Consider the following 23,458-nt stretch of genomic DNA (forward strand, 5'->3'; position numbering starts at 1 on the left):
TTATTTTTCGACTTCAGCCATTTGCGAAAGCGGATGGTGCTCTTCAATCGTGCGGGTCATCGTGTTCGTCGTCACATTCGTGTAGATCTGAGTCGTTTGGATGCTTGCATGACCCAACAACATCTGGATCGAGCGCAGGTCTGCACCACTTTCCAACAAAGCCGTGGCACAGCCATGGCGGAAGCGATGCGGATTTACCGGCTCGGCAAAGCCTGCACGCGTGGACCAGCTGGCAAGCCATCTCCACACGTCAACGCGGGACGGACGATGTCCACGGTCATTGATCAAAATGGACGGAGTCGAATCCTTCATCAACACAGAACGGTGCTCACGCAGGTACTGAGTCAGGGTCTCCGCCAACTTTTCAGTCAATGGAACCAAACGCTCTTTACTGCCTTTACCCAAAACCTTAACCCAACGGTCAGTTTGATTGAAGTCAGTCACATTCAAAGAGATCAACTCAGAAACACGGCAGCCCAGGCCGTACAAGAACAACAACGTCAGCTGATTGCGTGCGGTTTTCACCGGATCATTCACTTCTGCCGCATCAAAGAGCTGTTGGAACTCCTGCGGAGTCAAAACCTTCGGCAACCCTACTTTGACCTTTGGTGGTCTTAGTTCACGCAGCTCCGGGCTGTTCTGACCGCGAGTTTCGCAGAACTTAAAGTACGTGCGCAAAGACGAGATCACTCGCGCTTGAGAGCGCGTGGAAAGCTTGTGCTTCTTCATAAACTCGTAAAAGCCAGTCACATTGTTGTGGGTTTTGCGGTACTCAATGTAGAGTTCCAGGTCACGGCGGTAAGCCATTACCGTATTTTGAGAACGTCCACGTACATTTTGCAGCTCATCAAAGAAGTCGATCCAAAGAGGTAGTTCCATATGAATATTAGAACCAGACTTTAGGCGGAGCGCAAGAAATATTATGTCACCAAAAAAAATAAAAACCGTCCGTTGCTGCGAGGTCAGCGACGGACGGTTCTAATTTTTAGCTTAAAGATTCAGTCTTAGTTGAAAGATCCACCGAATACCGGGCTGCAAACGATACCGTTTACTTGCGCCACGTGGATACCACCTGGAGGAAGAGCGACCAAGCGATTGCCGTTCACCATACCACCGTTGATTTCCATCACGATGTTACCTGGATTCGCAACCAACACCACTGTCGACATCATTCCCGCATTTGCCATATTTCCGCGAGTTGCAGTTTCAACAGTGTAAGTGCCCGGAGCTACCTGACAACCGGAGTTGTAAAGGTCATACCAGTTATTACCAACAGTCATCGTGCCTTGGAAAGCCACCGGACCGTTGTACAAGTTCAAGTTAGTACCGACATAAGAGTAACCTGGAATTGTGCCGTTCGGATAATAGCCATTGTTATAACCGGTGTTGTAACCATTGTTATAACCAGGATACCCGTTATTGTAGCCGCCGTTATAAACGCCGGAACCGCTCTCAACGATCACATTCAAAGCCAAAGAAACCGAGTTCATCGGATTCACACTTTGTACGGAACCCATTTGAGTGGGGCTAACGAAGTTTGCAGCTGTTAACCAGCTATTGCCATTAGGGCCGTCATTTTTGCCCGGGCACGCAGTCATGAAAGCAGTCACAGCCAACATAGCTGCCAAGCGCAAAAACAAATTGGGAAAGCTTAGCTTTCGATATTTATAATTTTCCATAGTTACTCCTCGATTTAGTAAACTTTAAATTTTTTAATCAATTACTGGAAAGCCGCCGCTTTGGAAATTCCAGAGAATGTTCCAAGCTTTTTATAACCGTCACCTGGGTAAACTGATGACTTGTTGATCACAGCACCCGCGCGGCAGTTGTAAGGACCGTCATAGATAAACCAGCATTTTCTGTAGGGTGATTGTTGAGCGTAAGATTGTGCAAAGTTCTTATAGTACAAAGAACCTGTCACGATCACACCGCCACCACCGGACACGTCACCTTGAGAAACCACATTATCAACTACCAGTACAACTGCACCCCATTGATCCTGGAAGAAACCCGTGAACACGGATTTGCCACCAGAAGTGAACCATCTGTTGTATTCCGCTTCCAATGTGTTGTTGTCTTTCAAACCAGAGTAGCTTGCGTTCTTGCCAGAATCCGTATTGAAAGTACCCGTGTAGCGAAGACCAGTATCTGTATAAGACAAGGAAACCGTACCAGCATATTTGCCAGTGCTGCCCACTTGGCTTAATTGAATTTTCAATTTGATATCTTGAGGATCATTCAATGGACGAGTACCAACATAAGAGTTCAACTCGGCATAAGATACCGGTGTGAACTTCGCCTCATTTGAGTATGTCGTTGTGTTACCAGTCCCTGTATCAGTGCCGGTGTTGCCACCTGGTGATGTTGGGATGGAGCCTGTGTTGTTGCCGGTACCGGATGATACAACCTGATTGGATCCCGCGACGACCATCTTATTATTTCCACAACCGACACCCATAAGTGCCACTGCAGTCACCAAGATCATCATTGGAGCATTGAATTTGTTGTTCATATCATCCTCTTTTCAAGGGCTCGTTTTCAAAGGTGAGTCCTCGATGTTGGGTATTGCTATGCCTGTGCCAATATCCAGAAAGTACCGTAACTTTATGATTACACGGGTGTTTTTAAGGGTTTCTCAATATGAAACAACGTGCGGTTTGTGACGAACCCGCAAGGTCGAAGCGCAAAAAGGGCACTTTTTCTAAAAATAAGACATGGCAAAGATATAGCCACAAAAAATAAATTTAAGATTTTTCCTAACATTACCGAAATGGGATGTATCACTGATTAAAAAGGACGCAAAAATGACTGTCACTGCAACAAATGTTTTGATTCTCGGCGCTGTATTTATGTTTGCTGCCCGAGTATTCATGGGTTTTTAGTTCTATTACATATAAGTAAGCTGTACCGCCCCCCGTCGCCTGTTAAATAACAGTCATGAATTCGGTATTTGTCCTTTTAGCACTCATCTTCTTTTCTGCGTCCCTTCCGGCGCACTCCAAACCGATTAAAATCCTTGTTGAAGACGCTTGGCCCCCTTTTGCTTTTAAAAAAGGCGACCGTCCCGTTGGTATGTCCGTAGATATAGTCCGTTCGGCCTTTAAAAACGTGGGCGAGCAAATCGAATTAGTCCAAGTCCCCTACACCCGCTGTATCGCCCAAACCCAAACCGGCAAATACGTGGCCTGTTTTAACTCGGCCCGATCCAAAGAACTTGATGAGAAAGTCATCTTCCCCAAAGAGCCCTTATTCAAAAGCAAGGGCCTGATTGTCGCGAACACCATTACCGCTAAAAAGAAGCCTGCTAAAGTCAAAGATCTTGAAGGCAACTCGGTGGCTCTGCCAGCTGAATTCCCTTTCGGAAAAGAATTTGATGAAAACAAAAGCATCAATAAGGTCTTCACCTCCAGCGATCTGACATCGCTGATGATGCTAAAGTCGAATCGCGTTTCGTTCGCGGCAATCGACGAATATGTCTACTATTACTACCTAAAGAACAATCCTGAGTTTAAAAACCAATTCCAAATTGTGTTGGAGATGTCTGAAGAGCCCATCTATGTGCACTTTTCCAAGTCCCATAAACAATCCAAAGAGCTGATTAAAAAGTTTGAGATGGGATTGGGGATGCTTAAGGCCTCTAGCGGCTACAATGACATCCTTGAAGACTGGGTAGGTATGAAGGGGCAAAAGCGAGTTCAGATCTTTTCGTTTCAGCCTAAAATGCAGGCCTATGAAAACAGTCCGATCGTTCCTGCAAAAGGCTATACAGATTAGTTTTGAGCGAGTTTTGCTGCCGGATAGTAGTGCTTAAGAATTTGCGCAAAATTCTTGCCTTTAAGTCCGAGGGCACGACTGCCCCACTGACAAAGTCCCACACCATGGCCAAAGCCACGTCCGGAAAATACAAAATCATCTTCGTGCTGTTTTAGATCAAACAGCGTGCTTCTTAGTTCTGTAAAACCCAAAGCCTGACGAAACTCATTGGCTGGGATGTATTTACTTTCAGTTTCATTGAAAGCGACGCGAACGCCGCGAATGCGAGTGTCACCATTCACGCGATCCAAACTGATTTGTGTAAGAGAGGGAAGCTTTAGCTTTTCAGCGATCTCTGCACGGGAAAAGGACACGGACCAGTTGGCTTTGGGATTCGTGGGGCAAGAGCTGTCGACCGCGACGCCACTGTTAACTCCACCGCTCCAGACATTCTTTGCCAAAGTCGTGTGCCCGCCACAATCCGCATGATAGTAGGCTTTTAGAATATTCTGACTGCCATCATAAAGCTTGATGCCAGCAGTTTCACGCACGGCTTGCAAAGCCTTACTTAGCTTTGGATCGGAATCATCACCGGCGATATGGCGGAATACCTGATCAAGCACTGAACTTTCCAGGTGATAGGCTTTGTCTTCACGCTCTGCCATCACTGCTAGCGCATAAGATCTTGCTGCCACGGCTTGAGCCTTTAAAGTTTCTAACGGCCAGCTGATCGGCATTTCGGAGGCCAGTACGCCTGCGATATATTCATCCAGCGGCAACACGCCGACTACGTCCACTTGATCACCGGGGCCCTTAGCTAATAGCACTCGTGAAGGCAAGCTTTGGCCACCTACACGCAGGTTTTCACCTTGGATCATCAGATATTTTTCTTTGAAAAGATGTTCGTTATCGCGATTGTTTAAGCGCAAAGCCCAAATGTTCTTGCCGTTCTTGCGCATCACGCGCACTTCTGCTGAACCACTGCTGGGAATAGCTACCGGGCGATAAGGTTGCGACAGGATTTGAAAACGCAGACCCAGGCCTGCCACTTGAACTTTTTTGTTATTTGTCAGAATGCGAACGCGCACTAATTCACTATCGAATTTTTTAGTTTGAGCCTGAACATCAGAAATCGCGAGCGTAAGTACAACTAAGAAGCAGGTGATTGCCCAGAAGATTCTCAAAACTTGTCTCCGTCCTAGAGATTAAAAAAAAGAGGCCCAGATCCTTGGGCCTCTTTCAGCAGTTCTTCTATTAAACCAAACAAACCCCGAAGGATGAAAGTCTAGTTTTCGTTTGCCGCATTCAGGAACGGTCTAACCATATCCAGTGGCAATGGGAAGATGATGGTGTTGGTCTTATCGCCAGCAACCTCTGTCAAAGTCTGCAAATAAGCCAGTTGAAGAGCCGATGGGGAACTTGCCAGCATTTGCGATGCAGCTGCAAGCTTCTCAGAACGCTGAACCTCACCGTCCGCGCTGATGACTTTAGCACGACGCTCACGCTCAGCTTCCGCTTCGCGGGCCATGGCTCTTTGCATTTCTTTTGGAAGGTCGATTTGCTTCACTTCAACCATCGTCACTTTAATACCCCAAGACTCTGTATGCTTATCCAGGATCCCTTGAAGTGCGCCGTTGATTTTATCACGGTGCTCAAGCACGTCATCTAGTGGGTATTGTCCCATCACAGAACGCAGAGTGGTTTGTGCCAACTGACTTGTTGCAAAGTAGAAGTCTTCAATTTTAGTGATCGCTTCCATTGGCGAGATCACTTTGAAGTACACGACCGCATTGACCTGCATAGATACGTTGTCTTTAGTGATAACGTCCTGAGGTTTTACGTCCATCGCAATCGTACGAGTGTCGACTTTGATCATGCGTTCGATGAACGGAATCAAAATAATCAAACCGGGACCACGAACGCCAACAGCTTTACCCAAACGCAGAATCACACCGCGATCCCACTCATTCAAAATTTTCACCATGGCGCTTAGGATGATACCTGCAACCACTAGTAAAATTATTAGAAATTCCATTTCACTTACTCCTTGTTATATTTCTTCACATTTAAAGTTAAACCTTGGCGATCCGTCACTGCGACGTGCTCGGCGATTTTAAGTGAGTCCTCGGACACGAAGCTCCAGGTTTCACCCATAATCGCAATTTGGCCTTTGTGACCAGCTGGATCGACGCTGACTACGACGCCCAGGGATTCTTTCAAGTCCGCATCCGAGTCTTTGGATTTCAAGCGCAAAGTTTTCAGAGCTAGATAACCAATCCCAAAGAAGACCGCGCCTATGGCAAGCACTACCGGCAGAATAATTGAATATGGCAATGAGTACCCCGTCGCTTTATCAAACAAAAACACGCTGCCAACGAAAAGTGAAACCAATCCGCCGATTCCCAGTATGCCAAAGCTTGGAATGAAAATTTCAGCAATAAGAAAGCCAATCCCCAAAAGGATCAAGGCCAGCCCGCCCCACACAACTTCAAGCTTATGGAAAGCGATCAACGAAAACACCAGGCCAATACCACCGATCACACCAGGCGCGACCAATCCAGGATGTGTCAGCTCGACATATAGAAGTCCCAGACTTCCCATGAAAAGCAGATATGCAAATTCGGGATCGGCGATGAAACTTAAAATGCGATAACGAGTGTCTGGTGAAAACTCGCGCAGATCGCCCGCTTTGACTTCGATGGTCTCACCACCAGCAATCAGAACTTTTCGGCCTTCGGATTTTTTAAGAAAGTCGGCTTCATCTTCAGCCAGGATATCCAAGGCCTTCATCTCGACCGCTTCGGTAGAGCTGTAAGATTTGGCATCGGTCACGATGTCTTTGGAAAATTTTAAATCGCGACCACGAAGCTTGGTGACGCCTTCAAGCCAGCTCACCGTATCGTTGATCATTTTGTTGCGAAGGTCGTCAGGCATTTTTTCGCCCGTGCCTAAGATAGGAGTGGCGGCCCCTATGTTGGTGGCTTTGACTCCCCCATTGACATGACAGGCTTGCATGATGATCGCGCCCGCACTGCCGGCGTGACCACCTTGTGGCGTGATCAGGCACAGGTAGGGAACTTTTGAAGCGAGCATGCGCTCGACAATGCGTCGTGTGCTTTGCAAACTGCCACCGGGGGTATTCACCCTTACGAAAATGGATTCACAGCCATTTTCGACCGCGCGCTTTTCTGCTCGTTCCAAGTAATCAGTGGTGGATGCTGTGATCGCGTCGTTCACGGTGACAGCTAGTGTGCAAGTTGCAGCCTGGGACACATTTGTCCCCAACATCATTAACAGAAGTACAGAGACAAAGAGCGAGTTCACAGACTTAACTCCTTCATGACTTTTTGAAGATCGTTCCAGACGACTTTTTTTGCCGCCCCGTCTTCCAGCAAATAAGCCGGGCTGTAGGTTTCAATCCATTTACCAGGGCCTTTGAAAATCATCTCGCCCAGATCTTTCGGAAACGAGCTAAAGACCACAACAACTTTGCTTTCGCAAAACTTCGCAAGCTCTGAAGGCAATAGTGAACGGTTTTCAACCGTGCAGTCCATTTCCAAAACTTGAATATTGCGAATCTTCATCGCGGATTTCATTTTATCGAAAAGATCACGCACTTCAGGACGGAAGAAGCTTTCTTTGGCTTGAGTCAGGATATTTAGAAATACCAGTTCACGATGAACCATCTCACCCGGTGTGTAAGCACCGTCTTGAGTAAAGAACTGCGTTTTCGCGGCAACTTCGCCTTCAGCCAAAGCCGCAGGCATGTCACCAAGCATAACCTTTTGCAGTCCTAAAACTTCTTCTAAATACTGAATGTAGTCCTTCATGCAAGGGAGCTTACTCCGCCCCTAGTTTCTAGACTATAAAAACCGCTCTTAATGCGCTGCTTTGTGTGCTTTGATTCCTAGCAATGCAACCAAGATTTCATCCCAGACGGTAATTCTCTGTGACAATCTAAAAAATACCATGAATCACCTATAAAAGGAGGCCTTATGACGTCGCGTTCCGGTGTGTATGTTTTTACATTTGTTATGTTCACGGCATTGGGCGCCGGGGCTTATCCCAGCATTGGCGATAAGGTGACGTGGTCAGGTACTTTTAAAGACACGCAAGGTAAAACATCAGAGATTAAAATCACCAAAGAAGTGATCTCTTTTAATTCCGACAGCAAACAATGGAAAGTCAAAAAAGACACGAAGGTCGGAGATGAAACTGTCACCGAAACCTTAGAGACTGCCGATCTTTTTACTCCTGACAAATTCAAGGAAGTGCTTAAAACCTGCGTTCAACAAGGTGGCGTCATTGAAACTTTGGAAACCAATCCCGGAAAATATGAAACGTGTAAAACCAGCACCACAGATGCCCGTGGTGTGATCATTGAAAAATGGTGGGGCGATATTCCATTTGGTATCGTCAGCAAATCAACCCGAGGCCCCAGCGGCGAACTCACGGCAGAGGAACTGCCGTTGATGTTTGCCACCTTGGGACTTTAAATTAGTTCTTTGATTTTTTTAGATGTCAGGAATTTATAAAGAGCAATGACCGTCATGCCACCGGAAGCCACAACCATCGCTGCAGTCGATGTACTCATGCGTGCAAGCGCTCCCCAACTGACGGCACCCAAAGACATGCCGGCATAGAAAACCGCGAGGAATACTCCGAGCATCGTTGCTTTCAAATGGGATTTACCCGTCAACTGGCGCGAACTCATGTTCATAAGAGTTGCCAAAATCAACCAACCGATACCGGCGAAGAACATCCCCTGGCACATGTAAATGTAACTTGGAGCGACTCCCATAAAAAACAAACCGACGCCATAAACAAAGTACGCCCCAGCCAAGGACTGCCCGGTTTTTTCTGGCAGCATAATTTTACTGGAGTAAATCGTACTAAAGCACGCGCCCAATCCCAAGAATCCCAGGAGCGAACCATACTGCCAGCTGTTCAAGCCCAATTCCAAACGACCACGCGTTGGATACAAAGCCCACAAGCAAGACGCGAAGAAAGTGACGATGAAAATCTCCACCCACAATTTCATATTGTGGAAAGAGAATAAAAACTGAAACTCTTCCTGAGTGAATTTAACTTCTTTTTTCTCGAGCTGAGGTGCCGGAGTGTCTTTCACCGGCCATTTCCAGAAAAACAAAATCAAGCCTAAGAACGACAGACTGTTCAACATGAAGGCCACTGCGGGACCGGCTCCACCCAGTACGACCCCACCGATTGTTGGGCCCAGAACACGAGTGACGTTGATGCCGATATAATAAACCAAGACAGCCTGGGACTGCTTTTCAGTGGGAACCAAATCGGTCAATACACTTTGAAAAGGCGGATTGCTAAGAGCAAAACCAATCCCCATGACGAGCGACAAAAGCAGTAACAAACCTTCGGTGATGTTTTCGGACCAGACTAGATATGCCAGCACCGCCGCCGCGACGAACATCATGCTTTCAGAAATCAAAAGAATACGACGACGAAATCCAAGATCCGCAAAATACCCTGCTGCAATACTTAGGAACACCACTGGCAAATTACTGGTGAAAGATAAAAGTGAAATAATCAGCGGCGACGTCGACAGATGTGTCATCACCCAACTGGCCGCCACATCCTGAATCCAGGTCCCCAGATTTGACAGAAATGCACAAATCCAAAAGTTACGATAAACAGAAATTTTTAGCGGAGACCACAGAGATGATTCATTCATGACGAAAAAAGAATACTACGAAAATTCTTTGCGACCAATTTCTTCTTCAACAAAACTATTCATAAGGAGGACCCCATGAAAGCATTTTGGCTTATGACCTTAAGTGCCCTTGTACTCCTCGCAGCTCCCGTTTCTACTTTTGCGAGTGTCGAAAAACCCACAGTTGCAGCAGAAATCGTAATCGACGACGTCAGCGGACAGGCCCAGTACTACAGCTACACCTTTCCGAACACCCCGACCTACTACACACGGTATTCCACCTTCCGCTTGACCAACAATGCTGACTGCACGGTCCGGGTTCACAACGTGATGTTATGGGGTGGCGCCTTTATGTTTAACTCCAATTGCTATGGCAAGCTTCGTCCTGGTGAAAGCTGTTACGCCCAAGTGGGCTTTCGCCCCATGTATCAGGGATACCACAGCGGCCAGCTTAAGTTTGAGTTAAGCTCGGGCACTGTGTATCTGAATTTATATGGCTGGGGCGTTTACTACTAGCGCTTCAAGCGACGTAAAACTTTTTGAATGAAACCCTGGGCCTGCTCGACTTGGAAGAAGTAACCCATTCCAAAATACAGCAGGCCATATACTGAAACTGAAATTGCGGCGCGTACAATCACGTGCCAACCGGTCGGCAGTACAAACCGACCCACTACTGCCGCCACGCTGGCACCAACGAAGGCAATACTCCAGACTTTCACCTGAAACTTCAACGGTAGGCCTGTGGTGCCAACACGCTTATTCAAAGACTTACGAAGCAAATAAAACTCAATCCAACCTGCAGTACCTGAAGCAGCCGTCAAAGCAGGGGTCCCCCATTCGGGCCCAAGCCCCAGCAACTTCGGAAGATAAAATGCAAAACCAACACCAAGTCCCGTGGTACAGATCACACGCAGGATTGCAAACTTAAGAGGCGTCCGCGTGTCTTTCAATGAATAAAAAGTTGAGGAATACAACCGCCCCAATGTCGACGCCAGAAGCCCCACCGTCGCACCAATCAACACCATCCAAACAGTCTGCGTATTCTGAGCATCAAACTGGCCGGTTTGGAAAACTGCTCCAACAATCAAATCTCCCAATAACAGGAACGCCACAACACTTGGAATCACGAAAAAAGCAATTTGTTGCAATCCGCGATTCAGACGCCCCTTCAAGTAAGTGCGAATCTCTTCATCACTCCCCGTCGCCTGTGACATTGACGGGAGCTCGGCTGCGGAAACGCTCATACCGAACAAACTTACGGGCAGCAAATAAAGTGTCTGCGCATACGCTAAAGCTGACACGGCTCCCGTTGGTAAAAGACTGGCCAGCATACTGTCAATATATGCACTTACCTGCACAACACCACGGGAACCGACAACGGGAACAAAGTTTCTCATTACTGTTGAGACACTAGAATTTTTTAGTTGCAAAGAAGGACGAATCTTTTTACCCAAGCGCAAAGCGGACGGTACCTGCACAATAAACTGCAGGAAGCTTCCAGCCACCAACCCCCATGATACTGTGATTGCAAGATCAAATTGAGTTTGTTTGGATCCCCACAGAACCAAGGTTGCAATGATACTCAAATTCCAAATAACCGGTGCCACATAAGAAAGAAAGAATTTTTTATGAGAGTTTAAAATCCCCAGACACCACGCAGACATCACCAGAAAACCGGTCCCTGGGAACAGGATTTGTACAATTTGAATTGTCAGCTGCCTTTTTTCCCCCTCAAAACCGGGAGCAATAAGATCAATCAACATCGGTGTTGCCAGTACCCCTGACAAAACCAATAGCGATGTCACGACAAACAACAGACTTCCGATAACGGACGCGACCTTCGCGGCCTCCTCGTCATGCTTTTTCGCCAATAGTTGCGCGTAAACGGGAATGAAGCTGGCAGAAAGAACACCTTCACCAAAAAGATTTTGCAGAAAATTTGGGATTTTAAGTGCGGCTTTAAAGGCATCACCCGCCGCAGAGTTACCAAAGTAATGGGCAAACACGCGTTCGCGGACCAAACCTGCGATACGGCTTAAAAAAATACCGATTCCCACTAAGATGGCGTGATTCTTCATGCACTCTCTATTCGATAACGAAATTACTCGGCTTCGACTTCTTCTTCTTCCGACTCGTTCAATTGCAAAATGATTCGCTCCGCAAGGACGCGGTTGAAACTCTTAAGTTTCGCAATTTCACTAGGGTCAGCCATTCTGATTTCATCAATAGAGTTAAACTGAGTCAAAAGAGTTTTCTTTCTTTTTTCGCCAAGACCCACAACGTAATCAAGTTCGCTCTCTAAAGAGGTCCCTTCACGCAGTTTACGGTGATATGTGATGGCAAAACGATGGGCCTCATCGCGAATTCCCACCAAAATATGCTGCGCTTCCGAGTTGGTCTTAAAAATCACCGGATTTTGACGTCCCGGCAGGAAGAATCTTTCGTCCGTGGACTCCACTTCCTGCTTCTGGAAATCACTTTCGGTACGGGCTTTCGCCAAACCCACCACCGGGATGTCCTCACGACCGATTTCAGATAAAATCCGCATCGCCTGGGAAAGCTGCCCTTTACCACCGTCAATCACGATTAGCTGAGGATCTTCGTATTCGGTGTGCTTAAATCGGCGACTTAATACCTCATACATCGAGGCGAAATCGTTGATCCCTTGAACCGTTCTGATCTTATAACGACGGTAGTGATCCTTGGCTGGAACGCCCTCCTCAAAAACCACTTGGGAGGCGACGGTTTCTGCTCCTTGAAAGGTCGAAATGTCATAACACTCGATACGACGAGGCAGTTCTGAAAGATTGAATTTTTCTTTGATCTCTTGAAGCCCGCGAAGTTTTTCCTCGGATTTGGAAACATATTTCAGGAAGTGCGCCTTGGCATTTTCATTGGCCATATCCACCAGGTTACGGCCCCGCTCGTCCGTCGCAAAACGCACGGACGACTTGGTCCCAGAACGCTCTTGCAACACGGCTTCCATCAATTTATTTAGGTCGCTACCGATATCCAGCGGCAATAAGACATCATCCGGAATAAAGTTGTCTTCGTAATACTGATTCAGGAAATCCACCATCCATTCGCGTGGATCTTCAACAGCATCATTTGGATCGAAATGTGGCAGGAAGTGAGGACGCGTACCAATAACCCGGCCTGCCCTAACGTGGACAGTTTCAATCAGACAACCGCGCTCGTCGCCAAAGTACCCAACCGCATCCTGATCTTTTTCAGAGGTGTCGTTGATGACGGACTGTTTTTCCAAAATAGCCTTGATGGCTTCAATCGAGTCCCGCAAGCGCGCTGCCACTTCGAATTTCTCTTCGTCGGCAGCTCCCATCATTTTTTCTTTCAGGGATTTGATGACCTTCTTGTTCTGGCCTTTCAGGAAAAGCTTCGCGCCTTCAACCTCACTTTTATAATCCTCTTGAGTGATGTAATCCACACAGGGAGCTGTACAACGACCAATTTGATAGGTCATGCAAGGACGTTTGCGGGTCGCAAACATCGCATCGTTACAGTCACGGATTTTAAAAGTGCGATTCAAAAAACGAATGGTCCCTTGTACAGCCAGGCCCGAGGTGTAAGGTCCGAAATAAAGCGATCCGTCTTTTTTAACTTTGCGGGCCAGATACAACCGCGGAAATTCCTCCGACCAGCTAAAACGAATGTAGGGATATGCCTTATCATCACGCAGACGGATATTGTATTTAGGACGATGCTTTTTAATCAGCGAGGCTTCCAGCAGGAAGGCTTCAACCTCGGTTTTAGTCAGAATGTATTCGACTTCCAGAATATTGGAAACCAGTAGGCGCGTTTTCGGCGAGTGATCCTTGCTGTCAGTAAAGTAACTGCGCACTCGATTGCGCAGACTTTTCGCTTTACCGACGTAAATAATCTTATCGCCGGGCCCCTTCATCAGGTACACCCCACTTTGCGTAGGGAACTCGCGAACCCGTTCGCGGATTTCGTCGAACTTACTTGAGGCCATTCTTATTCACCTCAGCACTTTCGGATTCCACCTCGCCACTGCGCAGATTCAATTCCAAGATTTGCAGACGCTTGATTTCATCGCGCACTTTCGCAGCTTCTTCGAAGTCCAACTTCTTGGATAGCTCACGCATTTTCGCACGCAGTTTATCAATTTCTTGCGTCAATTTATCAGGTTCATGGGCAAACTTGTTGATGATTGCCTGTTGACGATTCTCTCCTTTAAGCGGTGCTCCACCGACAGAGCCATCGAAGGCCTCGCCCAGACCGTCACGGATTTTCTTGCGAATACTTTGCGGAGTAATACCATGAGCTTCATTATGCTCTTGCTGGATGCGACGACGACGCTCGGTCTCGCCGATGGCTTTACGCATACTTTCAGTGATCGTATCACCGTACAAAATCACTCGACCATTCAAGTTACGGGCCGCACGACCAATAGTTTGAATCAAAGATCTTTCAGAACGGAGGAAACCCTCTTTGTCGGCATCGGTAATGCCGACAAGACTTACTTCAGGAATGTCCAAGCCTTCTCGCAGCAAGTTGATTCCCACCAGCACGTCAAAGACGCCCAGACGCAAATCGCGCAAGATCTCGGATCGCTCGATCGTGTCAATATCACTGTGCAGGTACTTGATTTTGATTCCCAGATTTTCATAGTACTCGGTCAAATCTTCAGCCGAACGCTTGGTCAGCGTCGTAATCAAGACGCGCTCTTTCAGTTTAATGCGCTCGCGGATCTCTTTTAACAGATCATCCACCTGGTGTTTCACCGGGCGCACTTCAACAACCGGATCAATCAAACCCGTCGGACGAATGATCTGCTCGACAATGATACCTTCTGATTTTTCAAACTCATAGTTGCCCGGAGTCGCCGACACATAGACAACTTTATCCATCATCTTTTCAAATTCCTGAAAATTCAACGGACGGTTATCCAAGGCCGATGGCATACGGAAGCCGTGTTCAACAAGTGTTGACTTACGCGCGCGGTCCCCGCGGTACATGCCCCCGATTTGTGGGACGGTCACGTGGGACTCGTCGATGAAAGTGATAAAGTCTTTTGGGAAGTACTCAAGCAACGTCGGAGGCGGCTCACCCGGTCCACGTCCCGTCAGATGGCGCGAATAGTTTTCGATCCCCTGACAGAATCCCATCTGCTCCATCATTTCTATATCGTAGTAGGTACGTTGCTCCAGACGTTGTGCTTCCAGAAATTTCAAATTCTTATTTAAAAGCTGCAAATGATCGCGCAACTCATCCTGAATAGTTTTAATAGCGCGTTTTAGATTGTCATCACCCGTGGCATAGTGGCTTCCAGGATAAATTCCGATTTGATCGATCTCTTCCAGAACCTGTCCCGTCAATGGATCAATCCATGACAGACGCTCGACAAAGTCTCCGAAAAATTCCACGCGCACCGCGCGGTCTTCTTCGTACGGAGGAAAGATTTCGACGTTATCTCCGCGCACGCGCACGGTTCCCCGTGAAAAATCAACGTTGTTGCGTTGATATTGTACACGTATTAGTTCACGTAAAAGATGATCCCGCTTCATCTCAGTATTCGAAACAATCTGAATCATCATGCCTTCGTAGGCCTCTGGCGATCCCAAACCGTAAATACAGGAAACGGAACTGACAATGATCACGTCGCGACGATCAAATAAGGAACGCGTGGCGGAGTGGCGCATGCGATCAATCTGCTCGTTGATGGCCGAGTCTTTTTCGATATAAGTATCGGTCGAAGGAATATAAGCTTCCGGCTGATAGTAGTCGTAATAACTGACGAAATACTCTACCGCATTGTTCGGAAAAAGCTCCTTGAACTCAGAATACAACTGCGCCGCCAGGGTTTTATTCGGTGCAAGCACCAACGCCGGCTGATTAATCTGAGCAATCGTGTGCGCCATACTGAAGGTCTTACCCGAACCGGTCACACCTAGCAGAGTTTGATGTTTTAGTCCCGCGCCAATGTTTTGCACCATCTGCTCGATCGCTTTTGGCTGATCCCCAGAAGGCTTAAACTCAGACACCAATTGAAAGTTCTTTTTATAGGTTTTGGCCATCCCTCCGATCGTAGCACAAACAGTATACGATTCGCTAGTGGGTCCTTGCGAAATCGCCTTGCATAGTGACATCTTGTGACTTGCCTGAAACCCTGGTCTTTGTGACAGTGGGATCTTATGAAACTGTTTAAAAAATCCCTGCGTTATTTGATTCTGGTTCTGCTTTTAGTACTATCTGGCACTTACCTGTTTATGCGTCGCTCAGTGGCACCGTTAGATGGTAAAATCGATCTGGAAAATCTCTCAGCTCCTGTAAAAATCCAACGCGACTCCTTTGGCATTCCTCATATTTTCGCACAAAACAAAACGGACGCCTTTAAAGCACTGGGATATGTGATGGCCAGCGAACGATTGTTCCAAATGGAAATGGGCCGTCGCCAAACCCAAGGGGAGCTTTCCGAAGTCGTTGGTGAAAAAACTCTGAAATCCGACATGCTTTACCGCAGCCTGGGTCTAAAACAAACCGCTGCAAAAGTTATCGAGAAAAAACGCAAAGACGGGACATTGGATACTGAAATGTGGAAATTGATGGAGGCCTTCTGCGATGGCGCCAATCAATACGCCTCCACCCGCCCGATCCCCTATGACCTAGCGATTTTGGGAATAAAAACCATCAGACCGTTCTCACCGATTGATGCCTATGTGATGACGGGCCAGATTGCTTACAGCTTCGGGATTGCTCTAAAGACCGATCCGATGATGACCATCCTTGCTAAGAAATTTCCTCACAAGCAGTTCCAGGAACTTCGCAATGATCAACTTAAAACTCCATTGAAACTTGCAGGCGATGTGGATTTAAGTCCTTTGTGGGAGGTGGCGGACAATGCTTCCTTTGCCACACTTTTTGACAGCAGCAATGCGTGGTTGCTATCCCCGAATCGCTCTGCCAGTGGCAAAAGTATTTTTGCCAACGATCCGCACATTGCCTTCTCCCACCCGTCGGTTTGGTTTGAAGCACATATCCATACACCGGAATTTGAAATCTATGGCCACTACCTGCCGTTGGTTCCGTTTGCGATTTTAGGCCACACTCCGCACCATGCGTGGGGATTCACAATGTCGCAAACCGATGACATGGATCTATTCCGTGAAAATATCGATCGCACTAATAAAACTTTGATCTACAATCACAAGCCCCAGGAATACGCAACCCGCACTGAAGTGATCAATGTCAAAAAAGAAGAACCTGTCACGATCGAGATCATCGAAACACCCCACGGTCCTTTGATGAATCACGTAATTGATTCTGATCTTTCCTTGAAGTGGGCCTTCCACAATGTGCAAAACGATCCTTTGCAGGCGCTTTACACAATGGGCGAAGCGAAGGACATAAAAACTTTTGAAAACGCTTTGAAACCTGGCACAGCACCTGGCCTGAACGTGATGTATGCGGATGCGCAGAACATCGCGTGGTGGATGTTTGGGGAAGTGGCCGTTAAAGGAAATCCCAATTCAGAATTGATTTTGGATGGAACAAGCCTGACCGACGAATACAAGCGCTTCCTTTCCTGGGAGGAAAAACCTCATATGGTGAACCCGGCTTCGGGAGTCATCGTCACGGCCAACACTCGACCGGCGGGAATCGACTCTGAAATTCGCGGCGACTGGCAAAGCCCGGATCGCCAAAATACTCTACTGACAGAGCTTTCCAAAAAAGAAAAATGGACGCCAGAGGAAATGCGCGCCCTGCAGGTTAAAAACCTGAATCTTGCCAACACCGTTTTGCTTGAGAGAATGCTGGGTTACTTAAAACTCTCTTCCGAAGAGCAAACACAATACGGTCCTTGGTTGGAGAGGCTGAAAAAGTGGAATTTGAATTCCGATGCAAACTCTCAGGAAGCGAGTTTGTATTATACGTGGATCAACGAAAGTCTTTTGTTGATGCTGGCTCCTTTAGAGGAACAACGTGAAGCTTACCTTGGTACTCCCCACTCCTGGATGTTCTTTGAACGCGTTACTCAGAATGCAAACTCTCCGTGGTGGGAACTGATAAAACCGGAAGAAGCCTTTACCCAAGGTCTTCGTAACACTTTTGCAAAATTGTCCGAGCCACCGATGTGGGGAAAAATCCATACGATCGAGTACATCCACCCACTGGGCCGCGAAAAACCACTGAGCGCGATCTTTAACTTGGGACCATTCCCGATGGGCGGAGCTTACAATGAGATCACCAATAATAAGTCACGTGCTTTGGGTGGTGACTTCAAAGTGACCGCGGGAGCCTCCACTCGCCGTGTGATTGATTTTGCCAACGTCAAACACAGCTGGGGCGTCAATCCCATCGGCATTTCCGGCCACATGTTCTCGCCCTTTTACGGAGATCAAATCGAACTGTTCCTAACAGGCAAACACCGCCCGCAACTGATGGACCCAGCAGAGATTGAAAAAGACAAATCCCACGAACTGATCCTGGAATAATGACCGGTTAGTAACTTGCAGCCAACCATGACGTTCGCTAAATGCTTCGTCATGGAAACTGCAAGAACGCGTCTTTTTTGGTTTAGCCTTTTTATTGGCATCGTGTGCCTGAACTGGTTTCAACTGCTCACGCCAAAAATGAACAACATCGAAATCGTTCGTCCCAACCTTGAAACGGAGCGCGGGGCCCACTCTTCGATCATCATGAAAGACTACAATCCCGATGACGGCGGCTTGTTCTGGGTGAAGTTTGACACCAAGGCTTCCCACCTACCGTCTTGGTTGAATTTAAAAAAGTTTCGCCTTCGTACTCTTAGCTGCATCAACAGCCTGAGCACCGACGGAGTCAGTTGGGGCTTGCCGGCATCTCCAGATGAACGTTGCAACAATGAACGCGGTTTATCACTTGTTTCAAAGACAGATGTTCTTAGTCGCGCGACGACCTGGAATCTGACCGGAGATTCCTTCGGTGGGAGTTTCGGCTTCTACCTGGATAAAGACTGGTCAGCACCCCAGCTTTTGTTGGGAATGTTTGTTTTGATTTTAGCCCTAGCAGGAATGCTTTGGGCGAAACTCCCCGAAGATCAGGATCGCTGGAAAATCCCCGTGATCGGTATTTTCATTGTTGGATTCCTGCTTCGCTTTTGGACCACACAAATCGCCATGCCTCCGGAAATGTTTTTATTCTCTGACATGGCCGCTTATTTTCATCGCGGCGTTCAAATGATGAAGGGCTCCTTCGACATGGGGCAGACATTTCAACCCATCGGTTATACCGTCTATGGATTGGCATTGCGACTTCTGGGAGATTGGGAACTGCATAAATGGGTCAGCATCTTCGTCTCCATGGGAACCGTGCTGCTTGCATACTTACTGGTCTTAAAAAATTTCGGCAGAACCGCCGCATTTTTGACTCTGACATTTGTGGCTCTGGATGTCCCGCAAATTGGATTCACTGCACGCTACATGGCAGAATCCCCGTATAGCTTTCTGATCATGGCGACACTGTGGTGGATCATGAAAGCCTTGGAGTCAAACCGACTGCGTGACTACTTCACTGTGGGCCTACTGCTGATGCTCTCGTTTTATTTTAAGGGCAATCACGCCTTCTTTGTTCCCGCCTTCGGTTTGTGGCTTTTGTATCGTGAGCGCGCACAACTAAAGTCCGCCATTTTGAAAGTCGTCGTGATGGCTATGGGCTGCGTGGTAGTGATGACTCCCCACCTGGCATTCACTAAAATCGCCTATCAAAAAATGCAATGGGGACCGACCGCGGGCGCTTTGAATTTTGTCGAAGGAAAATGCCCTTCGAAGAACAATGCCGATTCCAACGGATCATCCTGGATGTCGCCCCTGTTTGTAACTTTAAATGAAACCACTTTCAAAAAATGGGATCGTCCATTCACAGATCAATCCTATTTCTGGAAAGCTGGTGCCGATTGCGTGCGTGAAAATCCTTGGGTGATGCTTGAAAGCCTGCGCTTTATAAATTATCTGTTTTACGGAAACAGCACATGGCCCATTTCAGGATCCAAAATTGGATTCATGTATGATATCTGGGCTCCGATCTTTGAGTGGGGTTTGCTACCACTGGCACTATTAGGAGCCTTGGCCTATGCACGCCGACGCAATGACTATGCGGAAGTTGGTGCCTTGTTAGTTCTGACGATCTTCTTCACTGTTTATATTTTCAAATCAGAGAACCGCTTCCGCGCGCCTTTTGATGGAATAATCCTCATGTGGAGCAGTCTTGGCATCGTCTTCATCGTCGAACACTTAAAGGTATATTTACGACTGTTTGAAACTCCGACTGCGATTGAAACAGAAAAATTCTAACTACCCTTATCGCTCTGCAGAACCGTCATCGGTTCTGCGTTGAGCTATGTAATGAATATTGGCGCATAAACTTCCACCACATCCATAGCTGTGTGTGTGTGTGTGTGTGTGTGTGTGTGTGTGTGTGTGTCTTCTAAAAAAAGAAAGGGCTTCTTTCGAAGCCCTCCCAACCTATTTTCGATTTTCTACTTAGTGACTTCCCAGAAGGAACCTTCCGGCGTATCACTCACCGAAATATTCATCGCAACCAGCTTGTCACGGAACTCATCGGACTTGGCAAAGTCCTTATTCGCACGCGCTTGAGACCGTTCCGCCACCAAGGCATCCACGTCAGCACGCTTGATCCCCGCTTTATCCAAAAGCATGTTATCAAGCTTTGTTAAGAACTCCCCTGCCGGTTCTTGGAAGATAGCCATCACCGCGCCCACGCGCTTAATGAACTGACTGAACGCCAAAGCTTTGCCGCAAATCGCAGGGTTTGCCTTCATACCACGACGAACTTGGTTGTTGAACTGGCGAACCACTTCAAACATCGTCGCAAATACTTCAGGGGTCCCAAAGTCATCATTCATCGCAGCTTCCACTTTTTTCCAAGCGTCTTCCGTGATTTTAGCAAAACCAGCATCAGCTTGAGTCACTTCCGGAGTCAGATAGCTTTCCGCCATCGCCAGAGAAGAATACACGCGAGCCAATCCGGAAATTGCACGATCCACAGCCGCATCACCGAACTCACTCATCGTGCGGTAGTGAACAGACTGAATCATCCATTTATAGATTTCAGCATTGTACATCGTCACAAACTCACGAAGCGATACGATGTTACCCAAAGACTTGGACATCTTCTGACCGCCGAAGTTCAGCATGTTATTGTGCATCCAGTACTTCACAAAATGTTTTCCTGTGCAGCCTTCGGATTGCGCAATTTCATTTTCGTGATGTGGGAATATCAAGTCCATACCACCACCGTGGATATCGATCTGATCGCCAAAGATATTTTTAATCATCGCCGAGCACTCAATGTGCCAGCCAGGACGCCCAGGTCCCCATGGAGACGGCCAGGAGATTTCACCAGGCTTTGCAGCTTTCCATAAAGCAAAGTCCATCGGCGAACGTTTCTTTTCGTCGACTTCCACGCGAGCCCCAGCAAGCAATTCGTCAGTATGTCGACCACTCAATTTTCCATAGTCTTTGAAAGATTCAATCGAGTACAGAACATCGCCTTGTGCTTCGTAAGCGGCTTTTTTATCAATCAAAGTACCAACCATAGAAAGAATGTCTTCCATATGCTCAGTCACCTTTGGATTCATATCATGGGGACGCAGCCCCAAGCTTGCGAAGTCGTGTTTGTATTCTTTGATATAAAGCTCTGACAAATCGCCGGGAGCCATCCCTTGTTCATTGGCTTTTGCGATGATTTTGTCGTCCACGTCTGTAAAGTTCAAAGCATAAGTAACTTTGTAACCCAAGTGCTCCAACCAATTACGAACCATATTGAAAACAACAGGCCCACGAAAATTCCCCACGTGAAGAAAATTATAAACCGTCGGCCCGCAAACATACATCTTCACGTGCTTCGGATCATAAGGAACAAATTCCTCGGCCTGGCGGGATTCAGAGTTGTAAATCTTCAAAGACATAACGTTCCTTAAGCAATAGTAGCCAGTGCCTTTTCAGCACGAGCTACCAATGATTGTTTTTTCATCAATGGCACCAGGATTTTAAGTTCAGCGCCGTGAGGTTGACCGATTACTGCCACGCGAATTGGCTGGAACAAGTTTTTACCTTTGGCACCGGTTTTGTTTTTCACTTCGTCTTGGATTTTTAGGAATTCTTCCTCGGTCATGTATTCAGCACCGTGTGCTTGAACCAATTCCTTCCAAGTCGTTAAAACGGCTTTCGTCGTTTCAAGCTTCATCACTTCTTCAGCGTCTGGTTGAATCACGTAAGAGTTGTCATTCAATGGACGATACAGTGTGATCGCATCCGCCAGAATCTCCATGTACGGTTTAAACAAATTCAAAGACTTGTCCTGCCAAACCGGATCTGCAGGCAATTGCATATTTTCACGAGCCAGGAATGGCTGAATTGCTTTCCACAACTCCGCATTCGGAAGAGCGCGCAAGTGCTGAGCATTCATCCACTTGAATTTCACGCGGTCAAAAATCGCGCCCGATGGATTCAAGCGAGAGATATCGAAAGCTGCAACCATGTCTTCAACCGACATGATCTCTTTACCTTCAGGATGTGACCAGCCAAGAAGCGCGATGAAGTTCAATACCGCAGAAGCCAAATAGCCTTCGTCTTTCAACTGACCACAAGCCACCGCACCTTTACGTTTAGAAAGTTTTTGGCGGTCTTCATCCAGGATCAAAGCCATGTGACCGAACTCTGGTGCTTTCCAGCCCATCGCTTCGTAAATCATCAACTGACGAAGAGTGTTTGGAAGATGCTCCTCTGCGCGGAAGACGTGGCTCATTTTCATCAAATGATCGTCCACCACACAGCAGAAGTTATAAACCGGCATACCGCCACCACGCAGAAGAACAAAGTCACCCACCATGTCTGATGGGAACTTCACTTCGCCGCGAACGATGTCGTTAAAGATATAGTCTTTTTTAAGATGCTTTGTTTTAAAACGAACAACCGGTGGAGTTCCACCCTCTGCCATTTTTGCTTTGGCTTGATCCAAAGTCCAATCTGCATACGGAGATTGAATATGCGGCTGACCGCCCGCTTTCATCTGAGCATCACGCTGAACTTCAATTTCAGCATCCGTCAGGAAGCAGTAATAAGCTTTGCCCTCAGCCAATAGCTGTTCCGCAATTTGCTTATAGATATGCATGCGCTCGCTTTGCTTATAAGGGCCGTTTGGTCCTTGATCTTTCAAAGTGACCGGATCCACGCCCTCTGCCCACAAAAGGTTCAACCAAACCAGATCGTCGACAACACCACGTAGAGATTCCTGAGTGGAGCGAGCCTCGTCCGTGTCTTCAATACGCAGGATGAATTCACCACCATTTTTCTTAGCGAAAAGGTAGTTGTACAAAGCCGTTCTTGCGCCACCCACGTGCAAATAACCCGTTGGTGAAGGTGCAAAACGAACGCGAACTTGAGAATTGGCTGCTGAAGACATCGAGTCGACTCCAAAAAGAAAAAGGCCCGGAAAATCCGAGCCTTAAAGCTATTATGAAATTTTGAAATCGTCCAGAATTAACCGGTGATGCCGAAGATCGCTTTAACTTCTTCTTCATTGAAAAGCTCAGCTTCGCTTGTTGCCAAAGTCAGCTCTTTCAAAAGCAAAGAACGTGCGGAATCAAGCATCTTGCGCTCACCAAAAGAAAGCTCTTTATCTGCTTTCAAAAGGAACAAATCGCGCAAAACCTCTGCAATTTCAAATACAGAACCAGTTTTGATCTTTTCCATGTATTCGCGGTAACGGCGATTCCATGTTTGATTGTCGATTTTTACGTCTTTTTCTTTAAGAATGCCTACAACACGAGCAGCTTCATCTTTGGAGATGATGGGACGAAGGCCCGCTGATTTAACGTTTGTAGTTGGGATCATGATCTTAAGGCCCGTATCGACCAATTGCATGTTGTAGAACGAGATTTTAGTGCCAAGCATCTCTTTCGTCTCGATAGCTACAACTTTAACTACGCCGTAGCCGGGATAAACTGCATTATCACCGATATTGAACGTCAGCATCAGG

Annotated in this window: 19 protein-coding genes; 5 read left to right on the forward strand and 14 right to left on the reverse strand. The window is 47.2% G+C overall.

All coding sequences use genetic code 11. The features are described 5' to 3' along the window. From ACLVWU_RS11405 to ACLVWU_RS11415, 3 genes are all read right to left on the reverse strand, one after another. The gene (locus tag ACLVWU_RS11405) at positions 1 to 879 is read right to left on the reverse strand and encodes a site-specific tyrosine recombinase (RefSeq protein WP_413574833.1); all 879 of its coding nucleotides are present in this window, start codon (positions 877 to 879) and stop codon (positions 1 to 3) included. A 125-nt stretch (positions 880 to 1,004) separates the two neighbouring features. Beyond that, positions 1,005 to 1,679, reverse strand: a complete 675-nt coding sequence (locus ACLVWU_RS11410; protein WP_413574834.1) for a hypothetical protein — start codon at positions 1,677 to 1,679, stop codon at positions 1,005 to 1,007. A 41-nt stretch (positions 1,680 to 1,720) separates the two neighbouring features. After that, positions 1,721 to 2,512: a hypothetical protein gene (locus ACLVWU_RS11415; RefSeq protein WP_413574835.1), complete on the reverse strand. Its 792-nt coding sequence runs from the start codon at positions 2,510 to 2,512 to the stop codon at positions 1,721 to 1,723. 425 nt (positions 2,513 to 2,937) lie between these two features. Here ACLVWU_RS11415 and ACLVWU_RS11420 point away from each other — a divergent pair, with 425 nt between their 5' ends. Beyond that, positions 2,938 to 3,774 (forward strand): substrate-binding periplasmic protein, encoded by an 837-nt coding sequence (locus ACLVWU_RS11420; protein WP_413574836.1) that lies wholly within the window; start codon positions 2,938 to 2,940, stop codon positions 3,772 to 3,774. Here ACLVWU_RS11420 and ACLVWU_RS11425 read toward each other — a convergent pair. From ACLVWU_RS11425 to ACLVWU_RS11440, 4 genes are all read right to left on the reverse strand, one after another. After that, positions 3,771 to 4,937 (reverse strand): SpoIID/LytB domain-containing protein, encoded by a 1,167-nt coding sequence (locus ACLVWU_RS11425; RefSeq protein WP_413574837.1) that lies wholly within the window; start codon positions 4,935 to 4,937, stop codon positions 3,771 to 3,773. The two genes, ACLVWU_RS11420 and ACLVWU_RS11425, sit on opposite strands and share 4 nt — an antisense overlap. A 101-nt stretch (positions 4,938 to 5,038) precedes the next feature. After that, positions 5,039 to 5,788, reverse strand: a complete 750-nt coding sequence (locus ACLVWU_RS11430; RefSeq protein WP_413574838.1) for a slipin family protein — start codon at positions 5,786 to 5,788, stop codon at positions 5,039 to 5,041. A 5-nt stretch (positions 5,789 to 5,793) separates the two neighbouring features. Next, entirely contained in the window at positions 5,794 to 7,077 is a 1,284-nt protein-coding gene (locus tag ACLVWU_RS11435; RefSeq protein WP_413574840.1) for an NfeD family protein, read from the reverse strand. Beyond that, positions 7,074 to 7,583, reverse strand: a complete 510-nt coding sequence (locus ACLVWU_RS11440; protein ID WP_413574841.1) for a hypothetical protein — start codon at positions 7,581 to 7,583, stop codon at positions 7,074 to 7,076. Before ACLVWU_RS11440 ends, ACLVWU_RS11435 begins: the two co-directional genes overlap by 4 nt. 165 nt (positions 7,584 to 7,748) lie before the next feature. Here ACLVWU_RS11440 and ACLVWU_RS11445 point away from each other — a divergent pair, with 165 nt between their 5' ends. Further along, positions 7,749 to 8,249, forward strand: a complete 501-nt coding sequence (locus tag ACLVWU_RS11445; RefSeq protein WP_413574842.1) for a hypothetical protein — start codon at positions 7,749 to 7,751, stop codon at positions 8,247 to 8,249. Here ACLVWU_RS11445 and ACLVWU_RS11450 read toward each other — a convergent pair. Then, positions 8,246 to 9,460 carry an MFS transporter gene (locus tag ACLVWU_RS11450; RefSeq protein ID WP_413574843.1) on the reverse strand — a complete coding sequence of 405 codons (1,215 nt, stop codon included), beginning with the start codon at positions 9,458 to 9,460 and terminating at the stop codon, positions 8,246 to 8,248. The two genes, ACLVWU_RS11445 and ACLVWU_RS11450, sit on opposite strands and share 4 nt — an antisense overlap. Before the next feature lie 75 nt (positions 9,461 to 9,535). On the opposite strand from ACLVWU_RS11450, the gene ACLVWU_RS11455 reads away from it, so the two are divergent. Then, on the forward strand, positions 9,536 to 9,955 hold the full coding sequence (locus ACLVWU_RS11455) for a hypothetical protein (protein ID WP_413574844.1): 420 nt from the start codon (positions 9,536 to 9,538) through the stop codon (positions 9,953 to 9,955). Here ACLVWU_RS11455 and murJ read toward each other — a convergent pair. Genes murJ through uvrB form a run of 3 tightly spaced genes read right to left on the reverse strand, consistent with a single transcriptional unit; the run spans position 9,952 to position 15,495 of the window. Beyond that, complete coding sequence (gene murJ, locus ACLVWU_RS11460; protein ID WP_413574845.1) at positions 9,952 to 11,517, reverse strand: murein biosynthesis integral membrane protein MurJ; 1,566 nt, start codon at positions 11,515 to 11,517, stop codon at positions 9,952 to 9,954. The two genes, ACLVWU_RS11455 and murJ, sit on opposite strands and share 4 nt — an antisense overlap. 23 nt (positions 11,518 to 11,540) lie before the next feature. Then, positions 11,541 to 13,430 carry an excinuclease ABC subunit UvrC gene (gene uvrC / locus ACLVWU_RS11465; RefSeq protein WP_413574846.1) on the reverse strand — a complete coding sequence of 630 codons (1,890 nt, stop codon included), beginning with the start codon at positions 13,428 to 13,430 and terminating at the stop codon, positions 11,541 to 11,543. Next, positions 13,417 to 15,495: an excinuclease ABC subunit UvrB gene (gene uvrB / locus ACLVWU_RS11470; RefSeq protein ID WP_413574847.1), complete on the reverse strand. Its 2,079-nt coding sequence runs from the start codon at positions 15,493 to 15,495 to the stop codon at positions 13,417 to 13,419. The genes uvrC and uvrB overlap by 14 nt, the downstream gene beginning before the upstream one ends. Before the next feature lie 117 nt (positions 15,496 to 15,612). Here uvrB and ACLVWU_RS11475 point away from each other — a divergent pair, with 117 nt between their 5' ends. Together ACLVWU_RS11475 and ACLVWU_RS11480 are read left to right on the forward strand one after the other, a co-directional pair. Beyond that, complete coding sequence (locus ACLVWU_RS11475) at positions 15,613 to 17,913, forward strand: penicillin acylase family protein (RefSeq protein WP_413574849.1); 2,301 nt, start codon at positions 15,613 to 15,615, stop codon at positions 17,911 to 17,913. A 27-nt stretch (positions 17,914 to 17,940) separates the two neighbouring features. Then, positions 17,941 to 19,749: an ArnT family glycosyltransferase gene (locus tag ACLVWU_RS11480; RefSeq protein ID WP_413574850.1), complete on the forward strand. Its 1,809-nt coding sequence runs from the start codon at positions 17,941 to 17,943 to the stop codon at positions 19,747 to 19,749. Between the two features lie 185 nt (positions 19,750 to 19,934). On the opposite strand, the gene cysS is transcribed toward ACLVWU_RS11480, so the two are convergent. From cysS to ACLVWU_RS11495, 3 genes are all read right to left on the reverse strand, one after another. After that, entirely contained in the window at positions 19,935 to 21,386 is a 1,452-nt protein-coding gene (gene cysS, locus ACLVWU_RS11485; protein ID WP_413574851.1) for a cysteine--tRNA ligase, read from the reverse strand. A gap of 8 nt (positions 21,387 to 21,394) precedes the next feature. Beyond that, on the reverse strand, positions 21,395 to 22,882 hold the full coding sequence (gltX, locus tag ACLVWU_RS11490; protein WP_413574852.1) for a glutamate--tRNA ligase: 1,488 nt from the start codon (positions 22,880 to 22,882) through the stop codon (positions 21,395 to 21,397). 77 nt (positions 22,883 to 22,959) lie between these two features. Further along, the gene (locus ACLVWU_RS11495; protein WP_413574853.1) at positions 22,960 to 23,454 is read right to left on the reverse strand and encodes a CarD family transcriptional regulator; all 495 of its coding nucleotides are present in this window, start codon (positions 23,452 to 23,454) and stop codon (positions 22,960 to 22,962) included. Positions 23,455 to 23,458 lie beyond the last annotated feature (4 nt).

This window comes from Bdellovibrio sp. HCB290 (assembly GCF_047305925.1).
In the GTDB taxonomy this organism is placed as follows: Bacteria; Bdellovibrionota; Bdellovibrionia; order Bdellovibrionales; family Bdellovibrionaceae; genus Bdellovibrio.

Excerpts from the sequence above, each read along its gene's own strand:
- ACLVWU_RS11405 (WP_413574833.1), bottom strand. The coding sequence starts at position 879 with ATGGAACTACCTCTTTGGATCGACTTCTTTGATGAGCTGCAAAATGTA.
- ACLVWU_RS11410 (WP_413574834.1), bottom strand. The coding sequence starts at position 1,679 with ATGGAAAATTATAAATATCGAAAGCTAAGCTTTCCCAATTTGTTTTTG.
- ACLVWU_RS11415 (WP_413574835.1), bottom strand. The coding sequence starts at position 2,512 with ATGAACAACAAATTCAATGCTCCAATGATGATCTTGGTGACTGCAGTG.
- ACLVWU_RS11420 (WP_413574836.1), top strand. The coding sequence starts at position 2,938 with ATGAATTCGGTATTTGTCCTTTTAGCACTCATCTTCTTTTCTGCGTCC.
- ACLVWU_RS11430 (WP_413574838.1), bottom strand. The coding sequence starts at position 5,788 with ATGGAATTTCTAATAATTTTACTAGTGGTTGCAGGTATCATCCTAAGC.
- ACLVWU_RS11440 (WP_413574841.1), bottom strand. The coding sequence starts at position 7,583 with ATGAAGGACTACATTCAGTATTTAGAAGAAGTTTTAGGACTGCAAAAG.
- ACLVWU_RS11445 (WP_413574842.1), top strand. The coding sequence starts at position 7,749 with ATGACGTCGCGTTCCGGTGTGTATGTTTTTACATTTGTTATGTTCACG.
- ACLVWU_RS11450 (WP_413574843.1), bottom strand. The coding sequence starts at position 9,460 with ATGAATGAATCATCTCTGTGGTCTCCGCTAAAAATTTCTGTTTATCGT.
- ACLVWU_RS11455 (WP_413574844.1), top strand. The coding sequence starts at position 9,536 with ATGAAAGCATTTTGGCTTATGACCTTAAGTGCCCTTGTACTCCTCGCA.
- murJ (WP_413574845.1), bottom strand. The coding sequence starts at position 11,517 with ATGAAGAATCACGCCATCTTAGTGGGAATCGGTATTTTTTTAAGCCGT.
- uvrC (WP_413574846.1), bottom strand. The coding sequence starts at position 13,430 with ATGGCCTCAAGTAAGTTCGACGAAATCCGCGAACGGGTTCGCGAGTTC.
- uvrB (WP_413574847.1), bottom strand. The coding sequence starts at position 15,495 with ATGGCCAAAACCTATAAAAAGAACTTTCAATTGGTGTCTGAGTTTAAG.
- ACLVWU_RS11475 (WP_413574849.1), top strand. The coding sequence starts at position 15,613 with ATGAAACTGTTTAAAAAATCCCTGCGTTATTTGATTCTGGTTCTGCTT.
- ACLVWU_RS11480 (WP_413574850.1), top strand. The coding sequence starts at position 17,941 with ATGACGTTCGCTAAATGCTTCGTCATGGAAACTGCAAGAACGCGTCTT.
- cysS (WP_413574851.1), bottom strand. The coding sequence starts at position 21,386 with ATGTCTTTGAAGATTTACAACTCTGAATCCCGCCAGGCCGAGGAATTT.
- gltX (WP_413574852.1), bottom strand. The coding sequence starts at position 22,882 with ATGTCTTCAGCAGCCAATTCTCAAGTTCGCGTTCGTTTTGCACCTTCA.
- ACLVWU_RS11495 (WP_413574853.1), bottom strand. The coding sequence starts at position 23,454 with ATGCTGACGTTCAATATCGGTGATAATGCAGTTTATCCCGGCTACGGC.